The sequence below is a fragment of the Bacillus sp. FSL M8-0077 genome, assembly GCF_038050255.1.
GTDB lineage: Bacteria > Bacillota > Bacilli > Bacillales > Bacillaceae > Bacillus > Bacillus altitudinis.
The window spans coordinates 2,252,358-2,273,897 of record NZ_JBBPAF010000001.1 but is presented as its reverse complement, the minus strand read 5'-3'; the positions used below and the strand labels follow the sequence as shown (position 1 = coordinate 2,273,897).

At 42.2% G+C, this 21,540-nt stretch carries 20 protein-coding genes and 1 other annotated feature; of the genes, 11 read left to right on the top strand and 9 right to left on the bottom strand.

Annotation, left to right across the window (positions count from 1 at the left end; all coding sequences use genetic code 11):
• Positions 1-8: 8 nt before the first annotated feature.
• Together NST57_RS11655 and NST57_RS11650 are read left to right on the top strand one after the other, a co-directional pair.
• Positions 9-731: a GntR family transcriptional regulator gene (locus NST57_RS11655; protein WP_073414000.1), complete on the top strand. Its 723-nt coding sequence runs from the start codon at positions 9-11 to the stop codon at positions 729-731.
• A gap of 106 nt (positions 732-837) precedes the next feature.
• Positions 838-1,824: an acetylxylan esterase gene (locus NST57_RS11650; RefSeq protein ID WP_142155452.1), complete on the top strand. Its 987-nt coding sequence runs from the start codon at positions 838-840 to the stop codon at positions 1,822-1,824.
• Between the two features lie 62 nt (positions 1,825-1,886).
• Here the strand turns inward: NST57_RS11650 and zwf are convergent, their stop codons facing one another.
• A complete protein-coding gene (gene zwf / locus NST57_RS11645) occupies positions 1,887-3,362 on the bottom strand; it encodes a glucose-6-phosphate dehydrogenase (RefSeq protein ID WP_341298588.1) in 1,476 nt (491 codons plus the stop codon).
• Between the two features lie 222 nt (positions 3,363-3,584).
• Between zwf and rnz the strand changes: the two genes are divergently transcribed.
• Entirely contained in the window at positions 3,585-4,514 is a 930-nt protein-coding gene (gene rnz, locus NST57_RS11640) for a ribonuclease Z (RefSeq protein WP_341298587.1), read from the top strand.
• A 139-nt stretch (positions 4,515-4,653) separates the two neighbouring features.
• Positions 4,654-5,961 (top strand): aminotransferase class I/II-fold pyridoxal phosphate-dependent enzyme, encoded by a 1,308-nt coding sequence (locus NST57_RS11635; RefSeq protein WP_341298586.1) that lies wholly within the window; start codon positions 4,654-4,656, stop codon positions 5,959-5,961.
• Positions 5,962-6,005: 44 nt separating this feature from the next.
• On the opposite strand, the gene NST57_RS11630 is transcribed toward NST57_RS11635, so the two are convergent.
• Positions 6,006-6,770: an alpha/beta fold hydrolase gene (locus NST57_RS11630; protein WP_108611157.1), complete on the bottom strand. Its 765-nt coding sequence runs from the start codon at positions 6,768-6,770 to the stop codon at positions 6,006-6,008.
• A gap of 119 nt (positions 6,771-6,889) precedes the next feature.
• A complete protein-coding gene (gene namA / locus NST57_RS11625; protein ID WP_341298585.1) occupies positions 6,890-7,906 on the bottom strand; it encodes an NADPH dehydrogenase NamA in 1,017 nt (338 codons plus the stop codon).
• A 140-nt stretch (positions 7,907-8,046) separates the two neighbouring features.
• Here namA and NST57_RS11620 point away from each other — a divergent pair, with 140 nt between their 5' ends.
• On the top strand, positions 8,047-9,660 hold the full coding sequence (locus tag NST57_RS11620; protein ID WP_341298584.1) for a M20/M25/M40 family metallo-hydrolase: 1,614 nt from the start codon (positions 8,047-8,049) through the stop codon (positions 9,658-9,660).
• 117 nt (positions 9,661-9,777) lie between these two features.
• Positions 9,778-10,269, top strand: a complete 492-nt coding sequence (locus NST57_RS11615) for a DinB family protein (RefSeq protein ID WP_341298583.1) — start codon at positions 9,778-9,780, stop codon at positions 10,267-10,269.
• A 35-nt stretch (positions 10,270-10,304) separates the two neighbouring features.
• Here NST57_RS11615 and proC read toward each other — a convergent pair whose 3' ends face one another.
• The gene (gene proC, locus NST57_RS11610) at positions 10,305-11,132 is read right to left on the bottom strand and encodes a pyrroline-5-carboxylate reductase (RefSeq protein ID WP_142155445.1); all 828 of its coding nucleotides are present in this window, start codon (positions 11,130-11,132) and stop codon (positions 10,305-10,307) included.
• Positions 11,133-11,173: 41 nt separating this feature from the next.
• Positions 11,174-11,385 (bottom strand) — a binding site (T-box leader).
• Between the two features lie 168 nt (positions 11,386-11,553).
• On the opposite strand from proC, the gene NST57_RS11605 reads away from it, so the two are divergent.
• Positions 11,554-12,528: an MBL fold metallo-hydrolase gene (locus NST57_RS11605; protein ID WP_341298582.1), complete on the top strand. Its 975-nt coding sequence runs from the start codon at positions 11,554-11,556 to the stop codon at positions 12,526-12,528.
• A complete protein-coding gene (locus NST57_RS11600; RefSeq protein WP_142155443.1) occupies positions 12,516-13,292 on the top strand; it encodes an SDR family NAD(P)-dependent oxidoreductase in 777 nt (258 codons plus the stop codon). The genes NST57_RS11605 and NST57_RS11600 overlap by 13 nt, the downstream gene beginning before the upstream one ends.
• A 163-nt stretch (positions 13,293-13,455) precedes the next feature.
• Here NST57_RS11600 and NST57_RS11595 read toward each other — a convergent pair whose 3' ends face one another.
• Complete coding sequence (locus NST57_RS11595) at positions 13,456-14,784, bottom strand: CoA-disulfide reductase (RefSeq protein ID WP_341298581.1); 1,329 nt, start codon at positions 14,782-14,784, stop codon at positions 13,456-13,458.
• A gap of 188 nt (positions 14,785-14,972) precedes the next feature.
• On the opposite strand from NST57_RS11595, the gene coaA reads away from it, so the two are divergent.
• Complete coding sequence (gene coaA / locus NST57_RS11590) at positions 14,973-15,932, top strand: type I pantothenate kinase (protein ID WP_142155441.1); 960 nt, start codon at positions 14,973-14,975, stop codon at positions 15,930-15,932.
• A 230-nt stretch (positions 15,933-16,162) separates the two neighbouring features.
• Here coaA and NST57_RS11585 read toward each other — a convergent pair whose 3' ends face one another.
• The 4 genes from NST57_RS11585 to NST57_RS11570 all read right to left on the bottom strand — a co-directional run bounded on the left by NST57_RS11585 (position 16,163) and on the right by NST57_RS11570 (position 19,801).
• Positions 16,163-17,398 (bottom strand): MDR family MFS transporter, encoded by a 1,236-nt coding sequence (locus NST57_RS11585; RefSeq protein ID WP_341298580.1) that lies wholly within the window; start codon positions 17,396-17,398, stop codon positions 16,163-16,165.
• A gap of 219 nt (positions 17,399-17,617) precedes the next feature.
• Complete coding sequence (locus tag NST57_RS11580; protein WP_142155440.1) at positions 17,618-17,962, bottom strand: YolD-like family protein; 345 nt, start codon at positions 17,960-17,962, stop codon at positions 17,618-17,620.
• Positions 17,963-17,977: 15 nt separating this feature from the next.
• Positions 17,978-19,210 (bottom strand): DNA polymerase IV, encoded by a 1,233-nt coding sequence (locus tag NST57_RS11575; protein ID WP_142155439.1) that lies wholly within the window; start codon positions 19,208-19,210, stop codon positions 17,978-17,980.
• Between the two features lie 141 nt (positions 19,211-19,351).
• Positions 19,352-19,801, bottom strand: coding sequence for a YfmQ family protein (locus tag NST57_RS11570; protein WP_142155438.1), 450 nt, complete (start codon positions 19,799-19,801; stop codon positions 19,352-19,354).
• 286 nt (positions 19,802-20,087) lie between these two features.
• On the opposite strand from NST57_RS11570, the gene NST57_RS11565 reads away from it, so the two are divergent.
• Together NST57_RS11565 and NST57_RS11560 are read left to right on the top strand one after the other, a co-directional pair.
• Positions 20,088-20,567 (top strand): GNAT family N-acetyltransferase, encoded by a 480-nt coding sequence (locus NST57_RS11565; protein WP_142155437.1) that lies wholly within the window; start codon positions 20,088-20,090, stop codon positions 20,565-20,567.
• A complete protein-coding gene (locus tag NST57_RS11560; protein WP_142155436.1) occupies positions 20,564-21,538 on the top strand; it encodes a GNAT family N-acetyltransferase in 975 nt (324 codons plus the stop codon). The genes NST57_RS11565 and NST57_RS11560 overlap by 4 nt, the downstream gene beginning before the upstream one ends.
• The last annotated feature ends 2 nt before the right edge of the window (positions 21,539-21,540 follow it).

Sequence of the window (21,540 nt, the reverse complement as noted above, 5' to 3'; positions counted from 1 at the left end):
GGTATGAGATGACAAAGTATGAACTTATTTCTGAAGAAGTTAGAAAAAGAATATTAAATCAATACTATCCTGAAAATCAACCCATTCCAGATGAAAACTCGCTTGCCGCTGAATTTAAGTGCAGTCGTATGACGATGAAGCGTGCACTAGATATTCTTGTTGCTGAAGGGCTTTTATTTCGAAAAAGAGGTCACGGTACATTCATTGTCAAAACCGTCTTAAATCAGGGTGCAGTGAATGTGTCTGGTCAGGAAAACAAAGGACTAACAAAGGTACTTGCAGACAAGAAGGTATCCAGCCAAATCATTCGGTTCGATGTTCGTTTTCCAAAAGAAGAAGTAGCGGCACATTTATCAATCGATCAAAGTGTGCCAGTATACGATATTCTTCGTCTTCGTCTTGTCGAAGATGAGCCGTATGTATTAGAGAAAACCTTTATGCCGGTCAATGTCATTTCAGATATTGATGAACAAGTCTTGCAAGGTTCTGTTTATGAATATATAACAAATACGCTCAAGTTAAAAATTGCTGGAGCCCATAAGAAAATAAGAGCTGCCAAGTCGGATGGACTTGACCAAATATATTTAAGCTGTGCGGCAAGTGACCCAGTGCTTGAAGTAGAACAAGTGGCTTACTTAAATACAGGTATACCTTTTGAATATTCTTTTAGTAGACATCGCTATGATAAGTTTGTGTTTTCAACAGTTGAAATAACAAAGACAGGTCTCTGAATGTTTCACAAAGTAGCAGAGGGCGGTTGCTTCAATGACTTACGGTATAAATGGCTGAAAGTATCATATACATGATAGATGAAGAGCAAGGGAGTGGAACGTTTATATGAAGGTTGATTTATCCTTACCTGAATTAAAACAGTACAAAGGTTTAAATGAAAAACCAACTGATTTTGATGATTTTTGGGATGAAAATGTAAAGAAGCTTAACGAAATGCCACTGAACTACGAGATGAAACTAGCCTCTTTTCAAACAAAGCATGCAGAGTGCTACGATCTTTATTTCGAAGGTGTTGGTGGTGCACTAATTTATTGTCAGTTGCTCAAGCCAAAAAATCTTCCTAAAGGAAAGAAATCGCCTGGTATCGCGATGTTTCACGGCTATCATGGCTCAAGTGGAGATTGGTTTGATAAAGTTTCCTACGTAGCAGAAGGATTTACTGTGCTTGCAATGGATTGTAGAGGACAGGGCGGAAAATCAGAAGACAATCTGCAAGTGAAAGGAACAACACTAAGAGGACATATTATTCGTGGGTTGGAGGATGAAGATCCTCATAAGCTCTATTACAGACATGTGTTTTTAGATACAGTGCAAACAGCACGGATTTTGGCATCGTTTGCTTGGGTTGATGAAACAAAATTAGGGGCTTTTGGTGCTTCGCAGGGTGGTGCATTGGCTGTGGCTTGTGCAGCACTTGAGCCGTCTATTGCAAAGGTTCTACCAGTTTATCCATTTTTATCTGACTATAGACGGGCATTCTCATTAGATGTCAAGCAATCGGCATATGAAGAACTTCATGATTTCTTTCGACGTTTTGATCCTTTTCATGAGCATGAGGCCAAGTATTTCACAAGACTTGGCTACATAGATATTCAGCATGTCGCTCGCCGTATCAAAGCTGATGTCCTGTTTGTCACTGCACTAGAAGACCAAATTTGCCCACCATCTACACAATTTGCAGCCTATAACAATATACCATCATCGAAAGAGTTACTTGTTTATCACGAATATGGACATGAGCACCTCCCACAACTATCTGATCAAGCCTATCTCTTTTTCGCTGAACTGCTGAATGAAGGTACCCATTTATAAAGAGATTAGGAGAAGAAAAGCACCTTGACGCAGGCGTCATTAGGTGCTTTTCTTCATGTTCTTTAAATATTCCACCAGTGATATCCATCTTTTTCAAGAAGCTGATCTGCTTCTTTTGGTCCCATAGAACCAGCAGGATAATTTGGTTTTAACGTTTTGGTTTCAGCCCATTTTTCTGAAATTGGATCAACAAAGTTCCAAGACAGTGCCACTTCATCCCAGTGGGCAAAGTTTGTTGCGTCACCTAGCAAACAGTCATGAATCAGCTTTTCATACGCTTCTGGTGTATTCATGATGTCGTTGTAATTTGTTTGATAGTCCAGCTTAATTGGTTTAGCATACGTTCCGCCATCAAGCTTGCGAGCATTGAGGTGAAGGGTAATGCCTTCGTCTGGCTGAATGTGAATCACAAGTAAGTTTGGATGCATGGAATTCCCGTTTCCGTAGTACAGGTTCATCGGAATGTCTTTAAATTGAACCACGATTTGAGTGGATTTCTTTTCTAGACGTTTTCCTGTACGAATGTAAAATGGTACCCCGGCCCATCTAAAGTTATCGATGAGAAGTTTCCCTGCAACGAATGTTTCTGTGTTGGAGTTTGGGTCCACATTTTGCTCTTCAAGATAGGAAGGAACCATATTGCCATCAATCGTTCCTGCATCATATTGTCCGCGGACAAAGAATTGATCCACTTCATCTTTCGAGAAAGGACGAAGCGCACGCAATGCTTTCCGTTTTTCGCTACGGATTTCCTCTGTATTGAGCTTAATCGGTGGCTCCATGGCTAGTAGTGCAACCATTTGAAGCATATGGTTTTGTACCATATCTCTCAGTGCACCAGAACTCTCGTAATATCTCGCCCGGTCTTCGACACCTAATGATTCACTCGATGTGATTTGAATGTTTGAAATATAGCGGTTTGTCCAAAGCGGTTCAAAGATCGCATTCGCAAAACGAATTACCTCAATGTTTTGCACCATCTGTTTACCAAGATAGTGGTCAATACGATAAATTTGATCCTCTGTAAATGCATCTCGGATCTCTTCATTTAATGTTTTGGCACTAGGGAGGTCATGACCAAACGGTTTTTCAATGACAAGTCGAGACCATCCAGTCGTTTCTGATACGCCTTCACTTTTTAAAAACTTCGCAATGGTTCCGAAGAATTCCGGTGCCATCGCTAAATAGAACATCCGGTTATTCGGGATACTGTATGTATCTTCAAGACCAGAAAGAAGTGTGTTCAGTGCTTGATAGGAAGCAGGGCTTGAGACATCAAAGTCATGGTAATAGAAATGAGAAATGAACTCCTCTGTTTTTGCTTCTGCATCATCAGAAGAGACCGATTCTTTTACCACAGCTCTTAGGTCTTCATGAGACCAAGGACGACGTCCAACACCTACAACAGCGAATTGATCTCCAAGCTTTCCGCTATGATAAAGTCTATGTATAGAAGGGTAGAGCTTGCGTTTTGCAAGGTCTCCTGTTGCGCCAAAAATGACAATGACTGCTTTTGGATAGTTAGTTTCTGTATTCACGAAAAGTACCTCACTTTATTCGTAGCATTGTTGTAAAAACCGAGAATGTATGTACATTTTCTTTATTTTAAAGGTTCATTGTTCGTAAAGCAAACATTTGATTCGACTTTTTCTGCCCGAGTCTGACTTTTTTTAAAAATTCCGCTGAATTCACATTTATCCTGTCTTCATGTATTCTATATGAATGAAGAGATTGTATACCGGCTGTAGGAGGAAATCGTAATGGAACTGCTCTTTTTAGGAACAGGTGCAGGCATTCCTGCAAAAACAAGAAACGTCACTTGCACTGCGCTGAAACTTTTAGAAGAGAGAAAAGCCGTGTGGCTTTTTGATTGCGGAGAAGCGACGCAGCATCAAATATTACATACAACGATTAAACCAAGAAAAATTGAGAAAATCTTTATCACGCATATGCACGGTGATCATGTATATGGTCTCCCGGGTCTGCTTGGCAGCCGGTCCTTTCAAGGCGGAGAGGATGAATTGACGATATATGGTCCAAGTGGCATTAAAGCTTTTGTAAACGCAGCACTTTCAGCGACACAAACGCATTTGACTTATACACTGCATATCATAGAAATAGAGGAAGGCACCGTTTTTGAAGATGATACCTTTCAAGTAGAAGCAAAACGAGTGTCTCATGGGATCCCAGCTTACGGTTATCGGGTCGTGGAAAAAGATATACCCGGTGCACTAAAAGCCGAAGACCTAAAAAAAATCGGTGTAAAACCTGGACCTTTGTATCAGAAGTTGAAAAATGGGGAAACCGTTACACTTGAAGATGGAAGAATCATTGATGGAACCGATTATTTGGAACCCCCTAAAAAAGGGAGAATCGTTGCATTTTCAGGAGATACCCGTTTGTGCGAGAATATAACAAGGCTTGCCAAGAATGCGGATGTGTTAGTCCATGAAGCAACATTTGGGAAAGAAGATGCAGAACTAGCCTATAATTATTATCACAGTACGACAGAACAGGCAGCAAAAACAGCGCAGGAAGCAGGCGCAAAAAGACTGATTTTGACCCATATTAGTGCACGGTACCAAGGGGAAGAGTCACTGAAACAATTACTCAAAGAAGCCCGCGATATATTCCCGCTGACTGAAGCTGCACACGATTTCTTTTCTTTTCCTATTGACCGTACCCTGTAAAAATTGGATGAATCGTTAAAAATAGTTGTGTGATTTTTTTGATATTTATGATGACGCTCTTTTTCAGGTAGTGGTAAAATGGTGAAGAAAAAACAAATGACGAATTACACTATGAAGAATACGGGAGGCACAATCAAAGATGAGCGGTTTTACAGCGTTAAGTGAAGCAGAATTAAATGACCTATATGCAGCACGACAAAAAGAGTATGAAACGTACAAAAGTAAAAACTTACACTTAGACATGTCTAGAGGGAAACCTTCACCAAAACAGCTCGATTTATCTATGGGCATGCTCGATGTCGTGACATCAAAGGATGCAATGACAGCTGAGGATGGTACAGATGTGCGAAACTATGGCGGCTTGACAGGCCTTCCTGAAACAAAGAAATTTTTTGCCAGTGTGCTCAATCTGAAGCCAGAACAAATCATCATCGGCGGTAATTCTAGCCTGAATATGATGCATGACACAATTGCCCGTGCCATGACTCACGGCGTATATGGCAGCAAAACACCTTGGGGCAAGCTTCCAAAGGTAAAATTCCTAGCACCAAGCCCAGGATATGATCGTCATTTTGCCATTTGTGAGCATTTTAACATAGAGATGATTACGGTAGATATGAAGTCGGATGGGCCTGACATGGATCAGGTAGAAAAATTGGTTGCAGAAGATGAAGCCATCAAAGGGATTTGGTGTGTACCAAAATATAGCAACCCTGACGGCATTACGTATTCAGATGAGGTTGTCGACCGTCTTGCTTCCATGCAGACAAAAGCAGACGACTTCCGTATTATTTGGGATGATGCCTATGCAGTCCACCATCTAACAGATACGCCTGATGCGTTAAAAGATATTTTTCAAGCAGTAGACAAAGCAGGACATGCAAACCGAGTGTTTATGTTCGCTTCTACTTCTAAAATTACGTTCCCAGGCTCGGGTGTTGCTTTGATGGCATCTAGTCAGGACAACGTCAGCTTTATTCAAAAACAGCTATCAGTTCAAACCATTGGGCCAGATAAAATCAATCAATTAAGACACCTTCGTTTCTTCCAAAATCCAGAAGGATTGAAGGAACATATGAAAAAGCATGCAGCGATTATTAAGCCGAAGTTTGACCTCGTTCTTTCGATCCTTGATGAAAAGCTTGGCGGAAAAGGCATTGCTGAGTGGCACAAGCCAAATGGTGGATACTTCATTAGCTTAAATACACTCGATCATTGTGCAAAAGCTGTTGTGCAAAAAGCAAAAGAAGCAGGTGTGACACTAACAGGTGCAGGGGCGACATATCCTTATGGAAACGACCCGCTTGATCGTAACATCCGTATTGCGCCAACGTTCCCAACGCTTGAAGAACTAGAGCAGGCGATTGACATCTTTACGTTATGCGTTCAGCTTGTCAGCATTGAAAAGCTGCTGTCTGAGAAAAGTCAATCAGCACCAACGGTATAATGAAAAAACTCCTTGACTGATGTCCGGTCAAGGAGTTTTTGTTTTTAGTTGGCTGTTTGATAATAAGAGACAGGCTGTTTTGCTGCACACCATACATCATAAATCGCAAGCTGCACAATATGCGGTTCATCGTGATGAATATAGTGTGAGCTGTTCTGCGCCTGAATCCATCCGCTTTGGGATGACAATGTGAGCATTCGTTTATGAAGCCTGAGCCAAGCTTCATGTGCTGGATGAAACAAGCGGCTTTTGCCTGATGAAATGACAAGAAGGGGCATCATCCCATAATGCGTTTGCTCCTCTTTGATCGTACGCAGCATTTGCTCAAAGTCCTCATGTGTACATTCTGCTGTGAACTGCGCCATATATGAAGTGCGTTCTTCCTTTGATAAGAGCGGCAGAATGACCTGCTCTTGCTCCTCACTTGCTGGGTCTAGAAGGACCATACCGATAACATCTTCTTTTCTGCGGCTTGCCCATAAGCGGCTGACAAGAGAGCCAAATGAGTGCGCCACAATGAGAAATGGCGGCTGAATATTGGCTTGATGTAAGAGTGTATCTAAATCATCCGCAAGATCATGCAAAGTTCTTCCTTCTTTGCTTTCGCTGCTTTTTCCATTGCCTAAACGGTCATATAAGAAAACACCAAGCTCTGGGTCAATATCACGAGCGATATTCGCCCACGTATCGCCTGAAATTCCATATCCTGCTTCAAAAATAATGGTGGCTTCCTTTTTCCCTTGACGATGCCTTGTATAAAAGTGATGTCCATCTATATGATACGTTCTTTCAATCAATGCCGAGTTCATTCTTCCATCTCCTCTAAGTGGTTCTTTAGCTAAAAGACGGCACAAAAGGCAAAGATGTTTCTCTTAAAAACAAAAAAGATGCCTATTTCAAAAAATAGACACCTTTTTGCTTAGAGATGTTACCAAGCACGATCGTATTGGCGCGGGCTTTCGATGGATGTACGAAGCTCTTTAGCGGCTGTTTTTGGGAAATACGGATCCCGTAAAAATTCTCTGCCGATAAAGATTAAGTCAGCACGCTGATTTTGTAAAATTTCTTCGGCCTGTATACCAGATGTGATCATACCGACAGCGGCTGTTTGGATGCCGGCACCTTCTTTTATTTTCTCAGCAAAGGTGACTTGGTAGCCGGGGAATGTTTGAATGCTGGCTTGCACCACAGCCCCTGAGCTAACATCAATTAAATCGACTCCTTGCTCTTTCAGCCATGCGGCAATGCCAATATAATCTGCAATATCAAGTCCTTTTGTTGTGTAATCAGAGGCGGATACACGGACAAATAATGGTCCATCCCACACTTCATTGACTGCATCAACCACTTCTCTCAAGAAGCGATAACGATTTTCTGGTGAACCGCCATATTCATCTGTCCTGTGATTGGCAAGCGGTGAGAGAAATTCGTTAATCAAATAGCCATGTGCACCATGAATCTCAATGATGTCAAATCCCGCTTTCTTAGCGCGGACAGCAGCATCTTGAAACGCCTGAACCGTGTCTTTTATTTGATCAACAGACATCTCGAGGGGTGTTTTCGATTGCTCGTCAAATGGAATGCTGGATGGAGCAAGAATGTCACCATCTAGCTCAGCCTTGCGTCCTGCATGGGCTAGCTGGATGCCCGTTTTTGTTCCGTACGCTTTGATTTGTTCGTTTAATGAGGCAAACCCTTCAATGTGCTCATCACTCCAAATCCCGAGGTCCCGATCACTAATTCTTCCCTCAGGTGAAACAGCACTTGCCTCGACCATAATTAGCCCGGCCTGACCTTGCGCACGGGAAATATAATGTGCAAAGTGGAAAGGCTGTAATTTTCCATCACGGTCATAGGATGAATACATACACATCGGGGACATGACGATCCGGTTTTTGAGTGTGACACCTTTTAATGTCCAAGGTGAAAAAAGCTTTGTTTCCAATTACCTTCGCCTCCTCATAGAATGGTATAGCCGATTATAACAGTCATTCAAACATTCGTCATAAAAGGTGCTCAAACCATATAGCTTTTGAACATGATTTTGTATAATGAAAGATATGGACATCAAAGGGGGATAAACGGATGAAATGGCAAACGGAAAGTGAACTAAAGGAGCTGCTCACAGCTCTTATGCAGTATGAAAGCATATCTGGTACAACGGGAGAAGTCGCATTAGCGGAATATTTATATTACTTGCTGAGGGAGCGGCCATACTTTGAGCAGCATCCTGATCACTTGGCTTTGCATCCAATGAAAGATGGCCGGTATTTTTTAACGGCACTTGTCAAACGAAATGTGCTGCCACATGCTGTTTTACTCCTCAGCCATTTTGATGTCGTCGATACAGAGGATTACGGAGAATTTCAAAATATGGCGTGTAAGCCCGAAGAGTTAATGGCGTCCTTTTCTCAAAAAAGTGCACTTCTCCCAAGAAGGGCAAGAGAGGATTTAGCTTCAGGTGACTGGCTGTTTGGACGAGGCTCCATGGATATGAAAGCAGGCCTGACTGTCCAGCTTTCCATGCTGGAAAGAGCGATGGAGGGGAGGTTTGAAGGAAATATTCTGCTCGTCACGGTTCCAGATGAAGAAGTGAATTCACAAGGAATGCTGGAGGCTGTTCCGAAACTAAAGGAGCTGAAGGAGAAGTATGAACTTGATTATACTGCGTGTTTAAACAGTGAGCCGATGTTTGAAAAGTATCCAGGGGATGCGCACCAATACATCTATACAGGCAGTATTGGGAAGGTACTTGCGGGATTTTTCTGCAAAGGAATTGAAACACATGTAGGTGAGCCCTTCTCAGGATTAAATGCAAATTTTATGGTATCTGAATTAAACCGGCTGTTAGAACTGAATAGTGATTATTGTGAGGAAGTAGATGGTGAAGTGACACCGCCTCCGACCAATTTGATGCAAAAGGATTTGAAAGAAGCTTACTCTGTTCAAACGCCTCACACGGCTGTTTCTTTATTTAATGTGCTGATGATGAACCGTTCTAGTGAAGAGCTTCACGGGCTTCTCTATGAAACTGCAAAACAAGCAGCAGCCCAAATCGAAGCCAATCTTCAACAGAAAACCGCTGCATTTCAGCGTTTTAAACATTTTACACCCATCGATACAAACATCACGGTGTTAACGTATCATGAGCTGTACGAAAAAGCTGCTGAACGATCCGGCAAGCAGGAGGTCGAGCGAATTGTCAACTACGCCTTTGCCAACCGGGGTGAGCTTGGGGATCGTGATTTTTCAACCAAAATTGTATCAGAACTGACGACCCTTTGTAAGGAAGATGGAGCACTGATGGTGTTGTTTTATAGTCCGCCATTTTACCCATCTGTTTCTTCAACAGATGATCTGCATATTCAAACGACCTTAAAGAAGATTCAAAGAGAAGCAAAAGAGATCTATGGAATCGAAGTAGAAGAAGTCAAATATTTTCCTGGTTTATCTGATTTAAGCTACTTACAGCTTGAAAATCAAGATATATTCGATTATACAGCCAACATGCCGCTATACCAAAAAGGCTACTCGTTACCACAAGGAGAAAAAGAAGCTCTTAACGTTCCTGTCATCAACGTTGGTCCATTAGGAAAGGATGCGCACAAATGGACAGAACGTCTGCATGTCCCATTCTCTTTTGGCGTTTTGCCGTCGCTCTTAGAATCAACAATTCATGCTTTATTAGAAAAGAATTAAGTGAAAGCTCTATCGTCATGATAGGGCTTTTCTTTTTGATATCAATCACCTTCTGTCTAAAGAAATAGAGTATGATATAGAATAATACTTACATATATTTGAAGGGGGATTGTGAGAGTGAAAACAGGAGTACTAACAAAAACAGAGATCATGACATCACTTCATGAGAGTTTGCATAAGCTTGAGGAGTTAGTATGGACATGTGATGAGGATACATTAGATGCATCTTTTGGGGAAGGTAAGTGGTCGATTAAACAAATTGTTGGACATTTGTATGATACAGAAGAAGTCTGGTCAGAGCGGATAGAGCAGGCAATATCAAATGAGCACACGCTTTTCGCATCATATGATCCAGAGATATATGTGAAGGGAAGAGCTTATGAAACGTATACCGCACAAGAGGTCAATGCATTGATTGAACGCCTAAAAAAAAGCAGAAACAAAACACTGCAGCTATTAGAAAAGGATACATGGGATTTTTCAGGCCTCCATCCTGAAGAAGGGATGATGACAGTTCAAATTTTAGCTGAAACCATTGCTTTACATGAAATTCATCACCTCGATCAAATCAAAGCCATCATGTCCATGAGAGCATCGAGTGATAGATGAAAAGCACCTGTCATCAAGGCAGGTGCTTTTCTATATTATTTATACGTACTCGCTGAAAACATGTCGTTTAATTCTGCTGCACGTTTTGTCGCTGTTTTCACACAATCGACAATCGCTTCTTCAAATTGATAGGAAGCAAGGGTATTAAGTCCTGCTTCTGTCGTTCCACCTTCGCTCGTAATTTCTTTGCGCAGTTCAGCAGGCTCCTTACCGCTATCCTGAAGCATATTTGCAGCCCCTGCAATCATTTGACAAATGAGCAATTTCGCTGTCTCTTGGTCCATCCCAAGTTCCGATGCACCTCGCTCCATTCCTTCAATTAAATGATAAATAAAGGCAGGACCGCTGCCTGCAATGGCTGTGACCGCATTCAGCTGTGATTCATCTAAAACCGTCACATGACCGATCGTTTCAAACAGCTGAACTGCTTTTTCCTTTTGCGTCTCTGTGACTTCATCACTGACAGCAATGCCAGTAGCTGATTGCTGTATGGCTGCTGATGTATTTGGCATCGCACGAACCACCGCCGTTTTTGCGCCAGCATAATGCTGAATGGTTTCAATAGAAATGCCCGCTAAAATAGAAATGATCAGCTGTCCATTTAAATGGGGCCTTACTTCAGAAATTCCACTTTCCGCATCTTTTGGTTTTAAAGCAAACACCAGCATATCGGCTTCTTCATAAATAAAGGAACGGGCGAAATCTGTTTTGACTCCGTAACGTGCGTTTAATTCTTCTAAACGTTTTTCATTTGTTTTATTTGTGACAATGATATCTTCATGTGACATAATGCCGCTCTTTAAAAGTCCTTTTATCATAGACTCTGCCATCGAGCCTGCACCAATAAATCCAATTTTACTCATAAGCTGCTCCTCCTTGTATAAAATAAAAAAACCTCTCGTCTGCAAAGGACGAAAGGTTTTTCGCGGTACCACCCTCAATTAGCATGCAATGTTGCATACTCAGCTCTAGTCCCTTAACGCGGGAAACGTTTAGGTTTGCCTAACAGCTCAAAGGGCAGGTTCAGCAAATAAGAGGATGGTGAAGCCTTACAGCCGGCGGGCCTCACTCTCTTGCATCATTTATTTGCTTACTAATCCTTGTCATCGCGCATCTTATATTTGTTGTTCATTATGCAACGATGGACAAGTTTGTGTCAATAGGGAAAGATAAAAAAATGACCATCTAAACCGCATGACAGTCTGCCTTTTGCAAGATACAATGAATAAAGAAGAGGAAGTTCAGATGATCTATGAGTCAAAAAGCAGGAGATGACGTATAAAAGTGAAAGAAGAAATGATTCAATTATCCATCCCCACACCGTTTGCGGTTGGGGATGTCCATGCATATGTATTAAAAGGCGATGCCGTGACCTTAGTCGATTGCGGGCCGATGACACAAGAGGCGCAGCATGCCTTTGCCACGCAGTTAAAGGAACATCATTTAACAATAGACGATATTGATCAAGTGGTTTTGACACATCATCATGCAGATCATGTCGGTCTTTTAGATCTGATGAAATCCCATGTCCGTATCATCGGACACGAGCTGAATGAACCCTATATTAGTCAGGATTCAGCATTTAAACAGCGCCAAATTCATTTTATAAATGATTTTTTTCAGCAGTTAGGTGTGCCGCTTCGTCAAGGCGAGTGTGAAAGAATGGTGAGGCAGTCCTATACATATTCATGTACGGCACATGTTGATGACGTCATAAAAGAAGGCGATCGTTTGAAGGGACATGAGCACTTCAAAGTGCTGGAGACCCCGGGACATGCACAGTCTCATCTTTCTTTTTTAGATGAAACAACTGGGGATTTCATCGGCGGTGATCTGCTGCTCACAACCATTTCTTCTAATCCGTTAATGGAAGCGCCGATGAAAGGAACAGAACGTCAAAAATCGCTGCTTCAATATAAAGAATCGCTCAAGCGTTTATTGCACTTGTCTATTCAGGTGATTTATCCAGGGCATGGCCAGCTTATTACCTCTCATCACGAATTGATCGAAGAAAGATTTAAAAAACAGGAAAAACGGGCAAATACGATGTACCAGCTGCTTCAACGAAAGGAAATGACCGCTTTTCATCTCTGCCGCACCTTATTTCCGGGCCTGTATGAAGAAGCTTTATTTCTGACGATGTCTGAGACAGTCGGACAGCTTGATGTGCTTTTAGCGGCTGGACAAATTGAAGAAGTGCAAAAAGACGGAACCCTCTACTATCGAGCAAATGAAGGAGTGAAACCATGGGGCGATTAACAGGAAAGAGAATATGGATTACAGGTGCTTCAGGCGGTATTGGTGAAAAAATGGCGTACTTGGCAGCAGCCGAAGGAGCCGAAATCATTGTGTCGGCAAGACGAATTGAAAAGCTCACAGGTGTAAAAGAAAAGATCATAAGTGCTGGCGGGATATGTCACATCGTTCAGCTTGATGTCAGCCAGCTTGAGGACATTGATCAAGCCTATCAACAAGTGGGAGCTGTTGATATTTTAGTCAACAATGCTGGCTTTGGTGTGTTCGATCTCGTCGAGGACGCATCCATCGAGGAAATGGTGTCGATGTTTGAGGTCAATGTCTTTGGTTTAATTGCCTGCACAAAAAAGGTTCTTCCTGAAATGAAACAAAGAGGGAAGGGGCATATTATCAATATTGCGTCACAGGCAGGCAAAATTGCCACCCCTAAGTCCGCCATCTATTCCGCATCAAAACATGCGGTTCTCGGGTTTTCAAACAGCCTCAGAATGGAGCTGGCAGACAGCGGAATTCATGTCACAACCGTCAATCCAGGACCGATTGCCACAGACTTCTTTACCATTGCTGACCGCAGTGGCGAATATGTGAAAAATGTTGATTTTATGATGCTCAGTGCTGACAAGGTGGCAGGGAAGGTCATATCCGCCATGATGACGAAAAAAAGAGAGATTAATTTACCCGGATGGATGAATGCAGGCAGTAAATTGTATCAACTATTCCCGTTCTTATTTGAAAAAGCAGCACGTAAAGCGATGATGAAAAAATAACGAAAAAGAAACCGGTCACAGGCTGGTTTCTTTTTATTTGATGGGGTTTGATATTTGTGACGCCAAAGGCAGTGCCATCAACATGTAGCTAAAACCGCCTAAGTCTGGGTCAGCTAATATATGGTGGCAATTTGTTGAATGGTCAATGGCTTCACTGCTTTTTCTATATTCGTCTTGCCGCTTGCTGAAGTGGATCCCATACACTGTTAAAAGGAGGGGCATAGCTAATATCTAAATCTTCAAGATCTGTCACAGTCAGTCCTTGATAAAGAGCAGTTGCCATGACATCGATTCGTTTATCAACACCATCTTTACCGATGATTTGTGCGCCAAGCAAGGTGTGTTCATCACTTCTGTAAATCAGTTTCACTTTCATCTTCTCTGCATCTGGGTAATAGCCAGCGTGGTCTGTGCTGTCGATGATGATGGTGGAGAAAGGGAGGCCAGCGTCTTTTGCTTCTTTCTCTGATATACCGGTTCGCCCTGCTGTCACGTCCATAAATTTCATCACCGCTGTTCCGGTGACACCTTGAAATGCACGGTTTGTTCCTGTCATATGAAACCCTGCAATTCTTCCTTGTTTATTTGCTGTCGTACCGAGCGGAAGATAGTCCAGTTTTTTTTTGATACGGTGATAGGTCGCTGCGCAGTCCCCCGCTGCATAGATATCTTGTACATTGGTCTGCATATATTCATTCACGACAATTGCGCCATTTTGAAGACGCTGAATTCCTGTACCGTCTAAAAAGGATGTTTGCGGAGTGACGCCAACGGCGATGATGACCATATCCGTTTCAATGGTCTGTTTGTCTGTTTGAATAGCTGTTACATGTGTCTTGCCCTTTAATTTTTGCACTGTTTCACCAAGTACTACTTGAATGCCTTGATTATCCGCCTCTTCTTTCAGATATTTTGCCATATCGGGATCAAAGCCTGGGCCAAGTGCTGCACCCCGCTGAATGATATGAACGTCTTTTCCTAGCGCTTTTAAATTTTCTGCCATTTCTAAGCCGATATATCCTCCGCCGATGATCGTGATATGTGTGACGTCTTTTTTTAGATTGTCTAAAATAGACAGCGCATGCGGGATTGTTTTTAATACGTGGACACCTTCTAATGAATGGCTGTCTAGATCAAGTGTGACGGGGCTTGCTCCTGTCGCAATTAACAGGCGGTCATACGTTTCTGTAAAGGGTTCTTTTGTTTTAGAATGAATACCCGATACTGTTTTTTGCTCCAGGTCAATTGAGGTCACTTCGTGTAAGCATCTGGCATCAATTCCGTATTTGTCACGAAAAGTTTCAGCGCTGCGTGCGATGAGTTTTCTGTGATGATCAATGAGACCGCCGATTAAGTAGGGGAGTCCGCACTGTCCATATGAGAAAATCTCTCCTTTTTCAAAAGCTACAATATGCGCGTCTGGATCCTCTCTATATATTTGCATAGCGCAGCTCATTCCTGCTGCATCTCCGCCAATCATCACATATTTCATTTGGTGTGCTCCCTTCTATCTATCAAACTGAATACTCTTATTTACCCTCATTTTCCTTTATTTAATGCTTTTTTTTCACAAAAGAAGCAAACTTTCGTTGAAAAATAAAGACAGCGCCTTCATTTTAAGCTACAATCGGATTATCGTCTTTTTGGTTATGAGTTTAGTTTAGATTGGTGGGAAAGACTTTGGGTGACGAACGACTAGATTTTAATACACTATATACACGCCATACGAGAGAGGCATGGGCCGCTCTTGGAGAATATATGCCGGTATCTGTTTCAGAAGAAGAAGTGAGAGCACTTCAAGGATTAAATGACTACTTATCGCTAGAAGAAGTTCGAGATATTTACATACCGCTTATTCGTTTTCTGACATTACACGTCTTTGCAGAAAAACAAAAAAATCAGCATGTAAATGCTTTTTTAAACTATCCGCATCATGCGAAAATCCCCTTTTTGATCGGGATTGCAGGAAGTGTGGCCGTCGGAAAAAGCACGACAGCACGTATCATTGAAACACTTTTATCAAGGCTTGGAGATGGACTGAAGGTGAGTCTCGTAACAACGGACGGCTTTTTGTATCCACAAAAAGAGTTGAAAGATCGAGGGCTGATGGAAAAGAAAGGCTTCCCGGAAAGCTATGATGTCAAAGCGCTTCTTTCGTTTTTAAATGAATTGAAATCAGGGATACAAACTGTGCATGCACCTGTATATTCACATCTTACCTATGACCGGCTTGAAGGGGTGTATGAAACAGTAGAAGATGCAGATATTGTGATCATTGAAGGGATCAATGTGTTGCAATCACCGGCACTGGATGATCTGAAGGATGAGCCGCGCGTGTTTGTATCAGATTACTTCGATTTTTCGATTTATGTAGATGCCGCTGAGACGCAAATTCAATGCTGGTATAAAGAACGGTTCCGTTTGCTGCGGGAAACAGCCTTCCAAGATCCTGAATCCTTCTTTCATCAATACAAAGATTTGACGGATGAAGAAGCAGATCAGATGGCAAGCACGATTTGGAATACAGTGAACCGGCCAAATTTATATGAAAATATTTTGCCGACAAAATATAGAGCCGATTTGATTTTAAAAAAAGGCGATCAACATAAGGTGGAAGAGATCGCCATCCGCAGGGTATAAAGAAAACCGCTCAATTGAGAGCGGTTTTAGCGTGTAGACAAACCCCCGCATTCTTTGTCAGTCCTGCGTGCTGGTGCTCACGAATGTCAAATTCGATCCGCGCCAGTACTCGTCCTTCCTAGGGCTGCAAAGGTTTTCTATCACGCTAAAAAGAAGACAAAGGGCTAAAATCAAGTTCATTTTAGCCCTTTGTCAACAATCTGAAACCGCTCAAATTGAGAGCGGTTTTTTTAATGACCTCCACTTACTTTCACAGCCACAGCAGCCGCCGTTCGTTTTTTTAGGCGGTAGTATCCGATGAGTAAGAACGGAACACCTGCAGCGGTGACAATCGCCAAGACTGAAAAAATAGAAAGGGGATGGGCTGCGCCAAATAAGTCAATACACAATCCTCCGACAAACGGTCCGACGACGCTGCCGAGCTGAGAAAACCCCATTGCGCCGAAGTATGATCCTTTCACTTCAGGTTTTGCAATATTGTCTACAAACAGATCCATCATTGCAAAAAGCAGCACTTCACCAATCGTAAACACGACAATAATAAAAGCAAGCGTACCGAGACTTTGTGAAAAAGCAATGGCAAACAAACTGCCTGCTAGAAGCACGTTTCCAGTCGTTAACGACAAAATCGTTGAATAGCGCTTAGCGATCATAATCAGCGGGTACTGAACGACAATGACAACCACTGCGTTTAAGGATAAAAGATACCCAAACAGTTTAGGGCCATCCTCAATCATAGGGGATGCCGATAAATATTGAGGCAGTGTTGAGCTTAGGTGTGAATAGCCAAATGAACATAAAGTAACGCCAATGAGGATGATGCTAAAGACCGTATCTTTCTGAATAATGGAAAGAGCTTTTTTGACGCCGATTTGTTTGGTGCTTTCTGGAGCAGCCACTGGATGCTTTTGAAATTGCCATGCCAGCGTTAACCCGTACAACAAGTAAATGAGGGCAGCGACGAGAAATGGAAAAGTCGTTTTTGATGACCCGAGATATAAGCCAAGCAGCGGGCCGAAAATGACACCAATGTTAATGGCCGAATACCGTAAGTTAAAGACAAACAACCGAATGCTCGATGGGGTGACATCGGATAAGAGTGCTTTAGACGTTGGTTCAAACAGCGCCCGGCACAGTCCATTTAAAGCATTCATAAAAAAGAAGACCCAAATGGCATCTGCAAACGCGAAGCCAACAAAGACAAGTGTCCAGCCAAAGATGGATAAAAGCATGACCTTTTTTCTGCCGATTCGGTCGGAAACATAGCCGCCGTAAAAACTCGCAACAATCCCAATAAGAGAGCTGACGGCAATGATCAATCCAGCTGAAGAGGCTGAGGCGCCTTTGACTTGTGTCAAATAAACGGCTAAAAAGGGAATGCTCATGGATGTCGCCATTCGGCCAAATATCGTGCCGATGATGATCGTCCAACTAAGTGGATGTAAAGTGCGTAAGTTATTTTTCATGCTGTGTCTCCCCTGAGTTTGTAAGATGTTCCAATCATACATGAAAAATTGTGCAAATTAAATACACAATTTGATGGAGGAGTCATCCGTCAAATGACAGAGAAGCTTGAACCGTCCCGTTCATTCGAAGAGCATAGGTCTCGTTTTCAAGGTTTTAAGCCTTGATGGGCATGATTTTTTCAGAAAAACTTCAATGATCATTTTTTCGTTTTGCCAAAATCAATTGAGATCGATGGCGATAATTTGATGTAGGGAAAGGTTTAGAACATCTTCGTCATTCACGATTTTCATTCGGCGTGTTTCATAATGAATGGCTTTCACCCAGCCCCAAAATTGTGCTTTCATACCGGATGCGATATATGTCACACAAATCGCTTGATCCTCAGTAATCGATTGTGTGATCAAAACATTCATTTCCTCTAGTTGATCGGAGCTGAGCGGAAGAGGTGTACATTCTTTTTTCTTTCGTTTTTGAGCAAGTAGCTGCTCCCGGTGCTCTGGTAGCATCATTCGGCTTGATTCCCACATGATGTTGTATCCAGGTGTTAATTTATTGGGATTCATGCTTGTTCGCCTCCGTTATTTGTAATGCCCGCCAATTTTTTCGGCGCGGTGATATGCCTGCCCTGCGCTTGTCAGTGACGAAGCATGCAATAATGCCGCAGGTCCATATTTCAGATGGATTTCATCAAATACTTTGCTGAGTTGATCTTTCTTCAAATGATGATCAAATAAAGTCAGCTGATAGTGGCTGTCAGGCTGCAGCTGTGAGAGGGTAATGCCTACACTGCGAATGGGCTGGCCATCCCAGTGCTGCTGGCATAGCTGAATCGCTGCCTCTGCAATATCTGAGCCATACTGTGTCGGTGAATGAAGCTTCATTTGTCGATGAAAGCCTGTTGGATGTGAAAAATCAGCCCCTCTTACACCAACAGACACCGTTTGACCGAGATAATGCTTAAAACGTGCCCGCCTAGCGACTTCCTCACTCAATTCAAGAAGAGCGACTTTGATCTCCTCAAAAGATGCATAATCACGGGGAAGGGTCATATGGTGCCCAACAGCTTTTTGCTGATCATGTGTGTGAATAGTGACTGGGGAGGGATCGTGTCCTAAAGCTGTTCGCTGCAGAAGCTCCCCATTGATTCCCCAGCGTTTTTTTAATCGATCTAACGGATAAGCAGCAAGTGTGCCAATGGTACTGATGCCCATTCGTTTCAAATGATGCTCCATTCGTTTGCCGACGCCAAATAATTTTCCAATTGGAAGCGGCCATAAATCAGCAGCAACCCGGTCGGCACTCAGTTCATAGATGCCGGATGTGTTTTTTTTGGCAAAATGGTCACAGGCCATTTTAGCAAGCACTTTATTAGGGCCAATGCCTACACGTGCGTAAATACCAGTCTGGTTCATAATCGTTGTTTGTATATGTTGAGCGATCTCATGTGGAGAGCCGAATAGTGTAAGACTGCCTGTAATATCAAGAAACTGTTCATCAATGGAATATGGCTCGACAAGGTCTGTGTATTGTTCAAGCAGTTCTGTAATCATGACAGAGACATCGAGATAGCGCTGCATACGTGGACGTACGACCACTGCTTCAGGACATTTTTTCTGTGCTTCCCATAACCTTGATGCATTTTGTACGCCACGTTTCTTAGCGAGAGGGCAGGCTGCAAGGACGACTCCGCTTCTTCGTTCTGGATCTCCAGAGACAATGAGCGGCACATTCTCCAAATGAGGTGCCTCCACCTTCTCGACTGATGCATAAAATGACTGCATATCCACAAGCAGAATGGCTCGTTCATTCATTGTACTTCACCTCTTAGAACATATGTTCTGTGCCTATTGTAAACAACATGAGGTGAAATTCATACTGGTAAATCATTCAAAAGCTGTCCATACAAAAAAGACGAAGTGGTGAACACTTCGTCTCGTCTGCTGCAACGATTGTTAGGCATGTGCCATGTTGTGGAATGTTTGGAGCGGTTCAGAACGCAGACGATAAGCCATAAGCTTTTTCTTTGGCTTATGTGTAAACTGCCGAACCACATCTACATGGTCATCATAATGGAACAGATAAAGGGTGACATCATGTTTCCCATGCTTTGTTTGCATAGTGAGCGGCGCTGGCCCTTCATTCGGATGAAGAAAGCGTTCTTCATCACCAGGGTAAATATAATAGCGTTCAATAAAGATCGCATCATTAAAATGTTGAATGATTTCAGATGCTCGCTGCTCATCAAGCGAACGACCTTGAAAAGTAATATTTGTTTGCTCACTTGTTACTTTAGCATGTGCTGCGTAGCGGCTAAAAAGGCGCTCAACAACACCAGAAGGCAAAGAGGTGACAAGCAGCTTTAAAAGACTAAACACAACAAGCGAAATAACAACCCAAACCAATCTCATCATCTCCAATAAACATTTGTACCATTTCCTATATGAACCATCTTAACATAACAAATGAATGAAACTTTCGCACAAAAAGTGAACTTTTTGAAATAAGTGTGAAGATTTAAAAGGAGATGGCGGCTGAAAGACGAAGAACCAACAAGTGAACATGAAAAAAGACAAGCATACTGTCTTTACAATCATTTGATCAGACAGGTAGACTATTGAAACAATCGTATTTTTGAGAAACAATCGATTCAAGCAAGGAAAGCCAAAATGGAAAAGGGGCGAGGCCATCATGATACGTCAAGTGAAACCGTCAGATTTTTACGCAGTCACATCCGTCATTCAAAGCTGGTGGGGAGGCAGAGATTTGCGTGCAAAATTGCCAAAGCTCTTTTTTGAACATTTCCAGCAAACAAGTTTTGTTGTCGTTGAAAAGGGAGAGCTGATCGGCTTTTTAGTTGGTTTTTTATCGCAATCTCATTCGGATGAAGCCTATATTCACTTTGTTGGCGTCCACCCAGATCACCGTAAATTAAAGATAGGTCAGATCCTCTATCAAGCTTTTTATGAAGCGGCTGAAAAGGAAGGAAGAACAACAATTAAAGCTGTCACAGCTCCTATCAATAAAGTCTCCATTGCTTACCATACAAAACTCGGGTTTCAGATAGAAAAGGGAGATAAAACAGTAGATGGCATCTCAGTTTTTTCAGATTACGATGGCATTCATGAAGACCGTGTGTTATTTGTGAAGAAGCTGGAGGCAATGAAATGATTGTTCATTTAGATCACACAATAAGTGATGTAGCAAAGCAGATCTTACATATTCAACTAGCTGCATACCAACAAGAAGCTGAACAAATTGGCTATGCTGATCTTCCGCCATTAAAAGAGACCATTCAAGATGTCATGAAAGCAAAAGAGCAATTTATTGGTTTTCAGCAACATGATCTCTTATTAGGTGTAGTCTCCTATGAAGAACTGAAAGATTGTTTGATCATTTGTCGATTGGCTGTGCATCCAAAAGCGCTAAAGCAAGGCATTGGAACAAGACTAATGTCCACAATCATGAAGAAGAATATCCCGATAGAACTGACCACAGGGCAAGAAAACACCCCTGCAAAAAGGCTATATGAAAAATTGGGGTTTTTTGAAACAAATGTAATTCATGTGGCAAAAGAGCTCACCCTATCAAAAATGAAATGGACACCGCGGCGCAGAGTGGAGGTTGTCGAATTCAAAAAAGAATGGCATGAAGAATTCCGTCAAGAAAAGCAGCGACTCAAGCAAATCATTCAAAAGAGCTGGATAGAAGGATACCATATTGGCAGCACGTCAGTTACAGGACTTGTTGCCAAACCAATTATTGATATATTAATAGAAGTAAGCGACATAGAAGAGATCGATAGAAAAAAAGAGAGATTTAAACACCTTGGATACGAAGCGCTCGGTGAAAATGGTATAAAAGGGAGACGTTTTTTTCAAAAGGGTGGCTTGAATCGTACGCATCATGTCCATGTGTATGAAAGAAATCATCCTGATGTGAAAAGACATTTATTGTTTCGAGATTACTTAAGAGTCCACCCAGAACGAGCTGTAGCGTATGCGTCTGTCAAGGAACAATTAGCAAATCAGTATCCGGAAGATATACAAAGCTATATGGCAGGAAAGAATGAAATCATAAAAGAAATAGAAAATGAGGCATATCGCTGGGATAGAGAAGGAAGAGAGGAAGCTCTTAAATAAGC

Bases quoted from the DNA above. Each gene is read 5' to 3' on its own strand.
- NST57_RS11580 (WP_142155440.1), bottom strand. From the start codon at position 17,962: ATGAATCCCAATAAATTAACACCTGGATACAACATCATGTGGGAATCA.
- NST57_RS11565 (WP_142155437.1), top strand. From the start codon at position 20,088: ATGATACGTCAAGTGAAACCGTCAGATTTTTACGCAGTCACATCCGTC.
- rnz (WP_341298587.1), top strand. From the start codon at position 3,585: ATGGAACTGCTCTTTTTAGGAACAGGTGCAGGCATTCCTGCAAAAACA.
- NST57_RS11585 (WP_341298580.1), bottom strand. From the start codon at position 17,398: ATGAAAAATAACTTACGCACTTTACATCCACTTAGTTGGACGATCATC.
- NST57_RS11650 (WP_142155452.1), top strand. From the start codon at position 838: ATGAAGGTTGATTTATCCTTACCTGAATTAAAACAGTACAAAGGTTTA.
- NST57_RS11575 (WP_142155439.1), bottom strand. From the start codon at position 19,210: ATGAATGAACGAGCCATTCTGCTTGTGGATATGCAGTCATTTTATGCA.
- NST57_RS11655 (WP_073414000.1), top strand. From the start codon at position 9: ATGACAAAGTATGAACTTATTTCTGAAGAAGTTAGAAAAAGAATATTA.
- NST57_RS11635 (WP_341298586.1), top strand. From the start codon at position 4,654: ATGAGCGGTTTTACAGCGTTAAGTGAAGCAGAATTAAATGACCTATAT.
- NST57_RS11620 (WP_341298584.1), top strand. From the start codon at position 8,047: ATGAAATGGCAAACGGAAAGTGAACTAAAGGAGCTGCTCACAGCTCTT.
- NST57_RS11630 (WP_108611157.1), bottom strand. From the start codon at position 6,770: ATGAACTCGGCATTGATTGAAAGAACGTATCATATAGATGGACATCAC.
- NST57_RS11595 (WP_341298581.1), bottom strand. From the start codon at position 14,784: ATGAAATATGTGATGATTGGCGGAGATGCAGCAGGAATGAGCTGCGCT.
- NST57_RS11600 (WP_142155443.1), top strand. From the start codon at position 12,516: ATGGGGCGATTAACAGGAAAGAGAATATGGATTACAGGTGCTTCAGGC.
- NST57_RS11560 (WP_142155436.1), top strand. From the start codon at position 20,564: ATGATTGTTCATTTAGATCACACAATAAGTGATGTAGCAAAGCAGATC.
- proC (WP_142155445.1), bottom strand. From the start codon at position 11,132: ATGAGTAAAATTGGATTTATTGGTGCAGGCTCGATGGCAGAGTCTATG.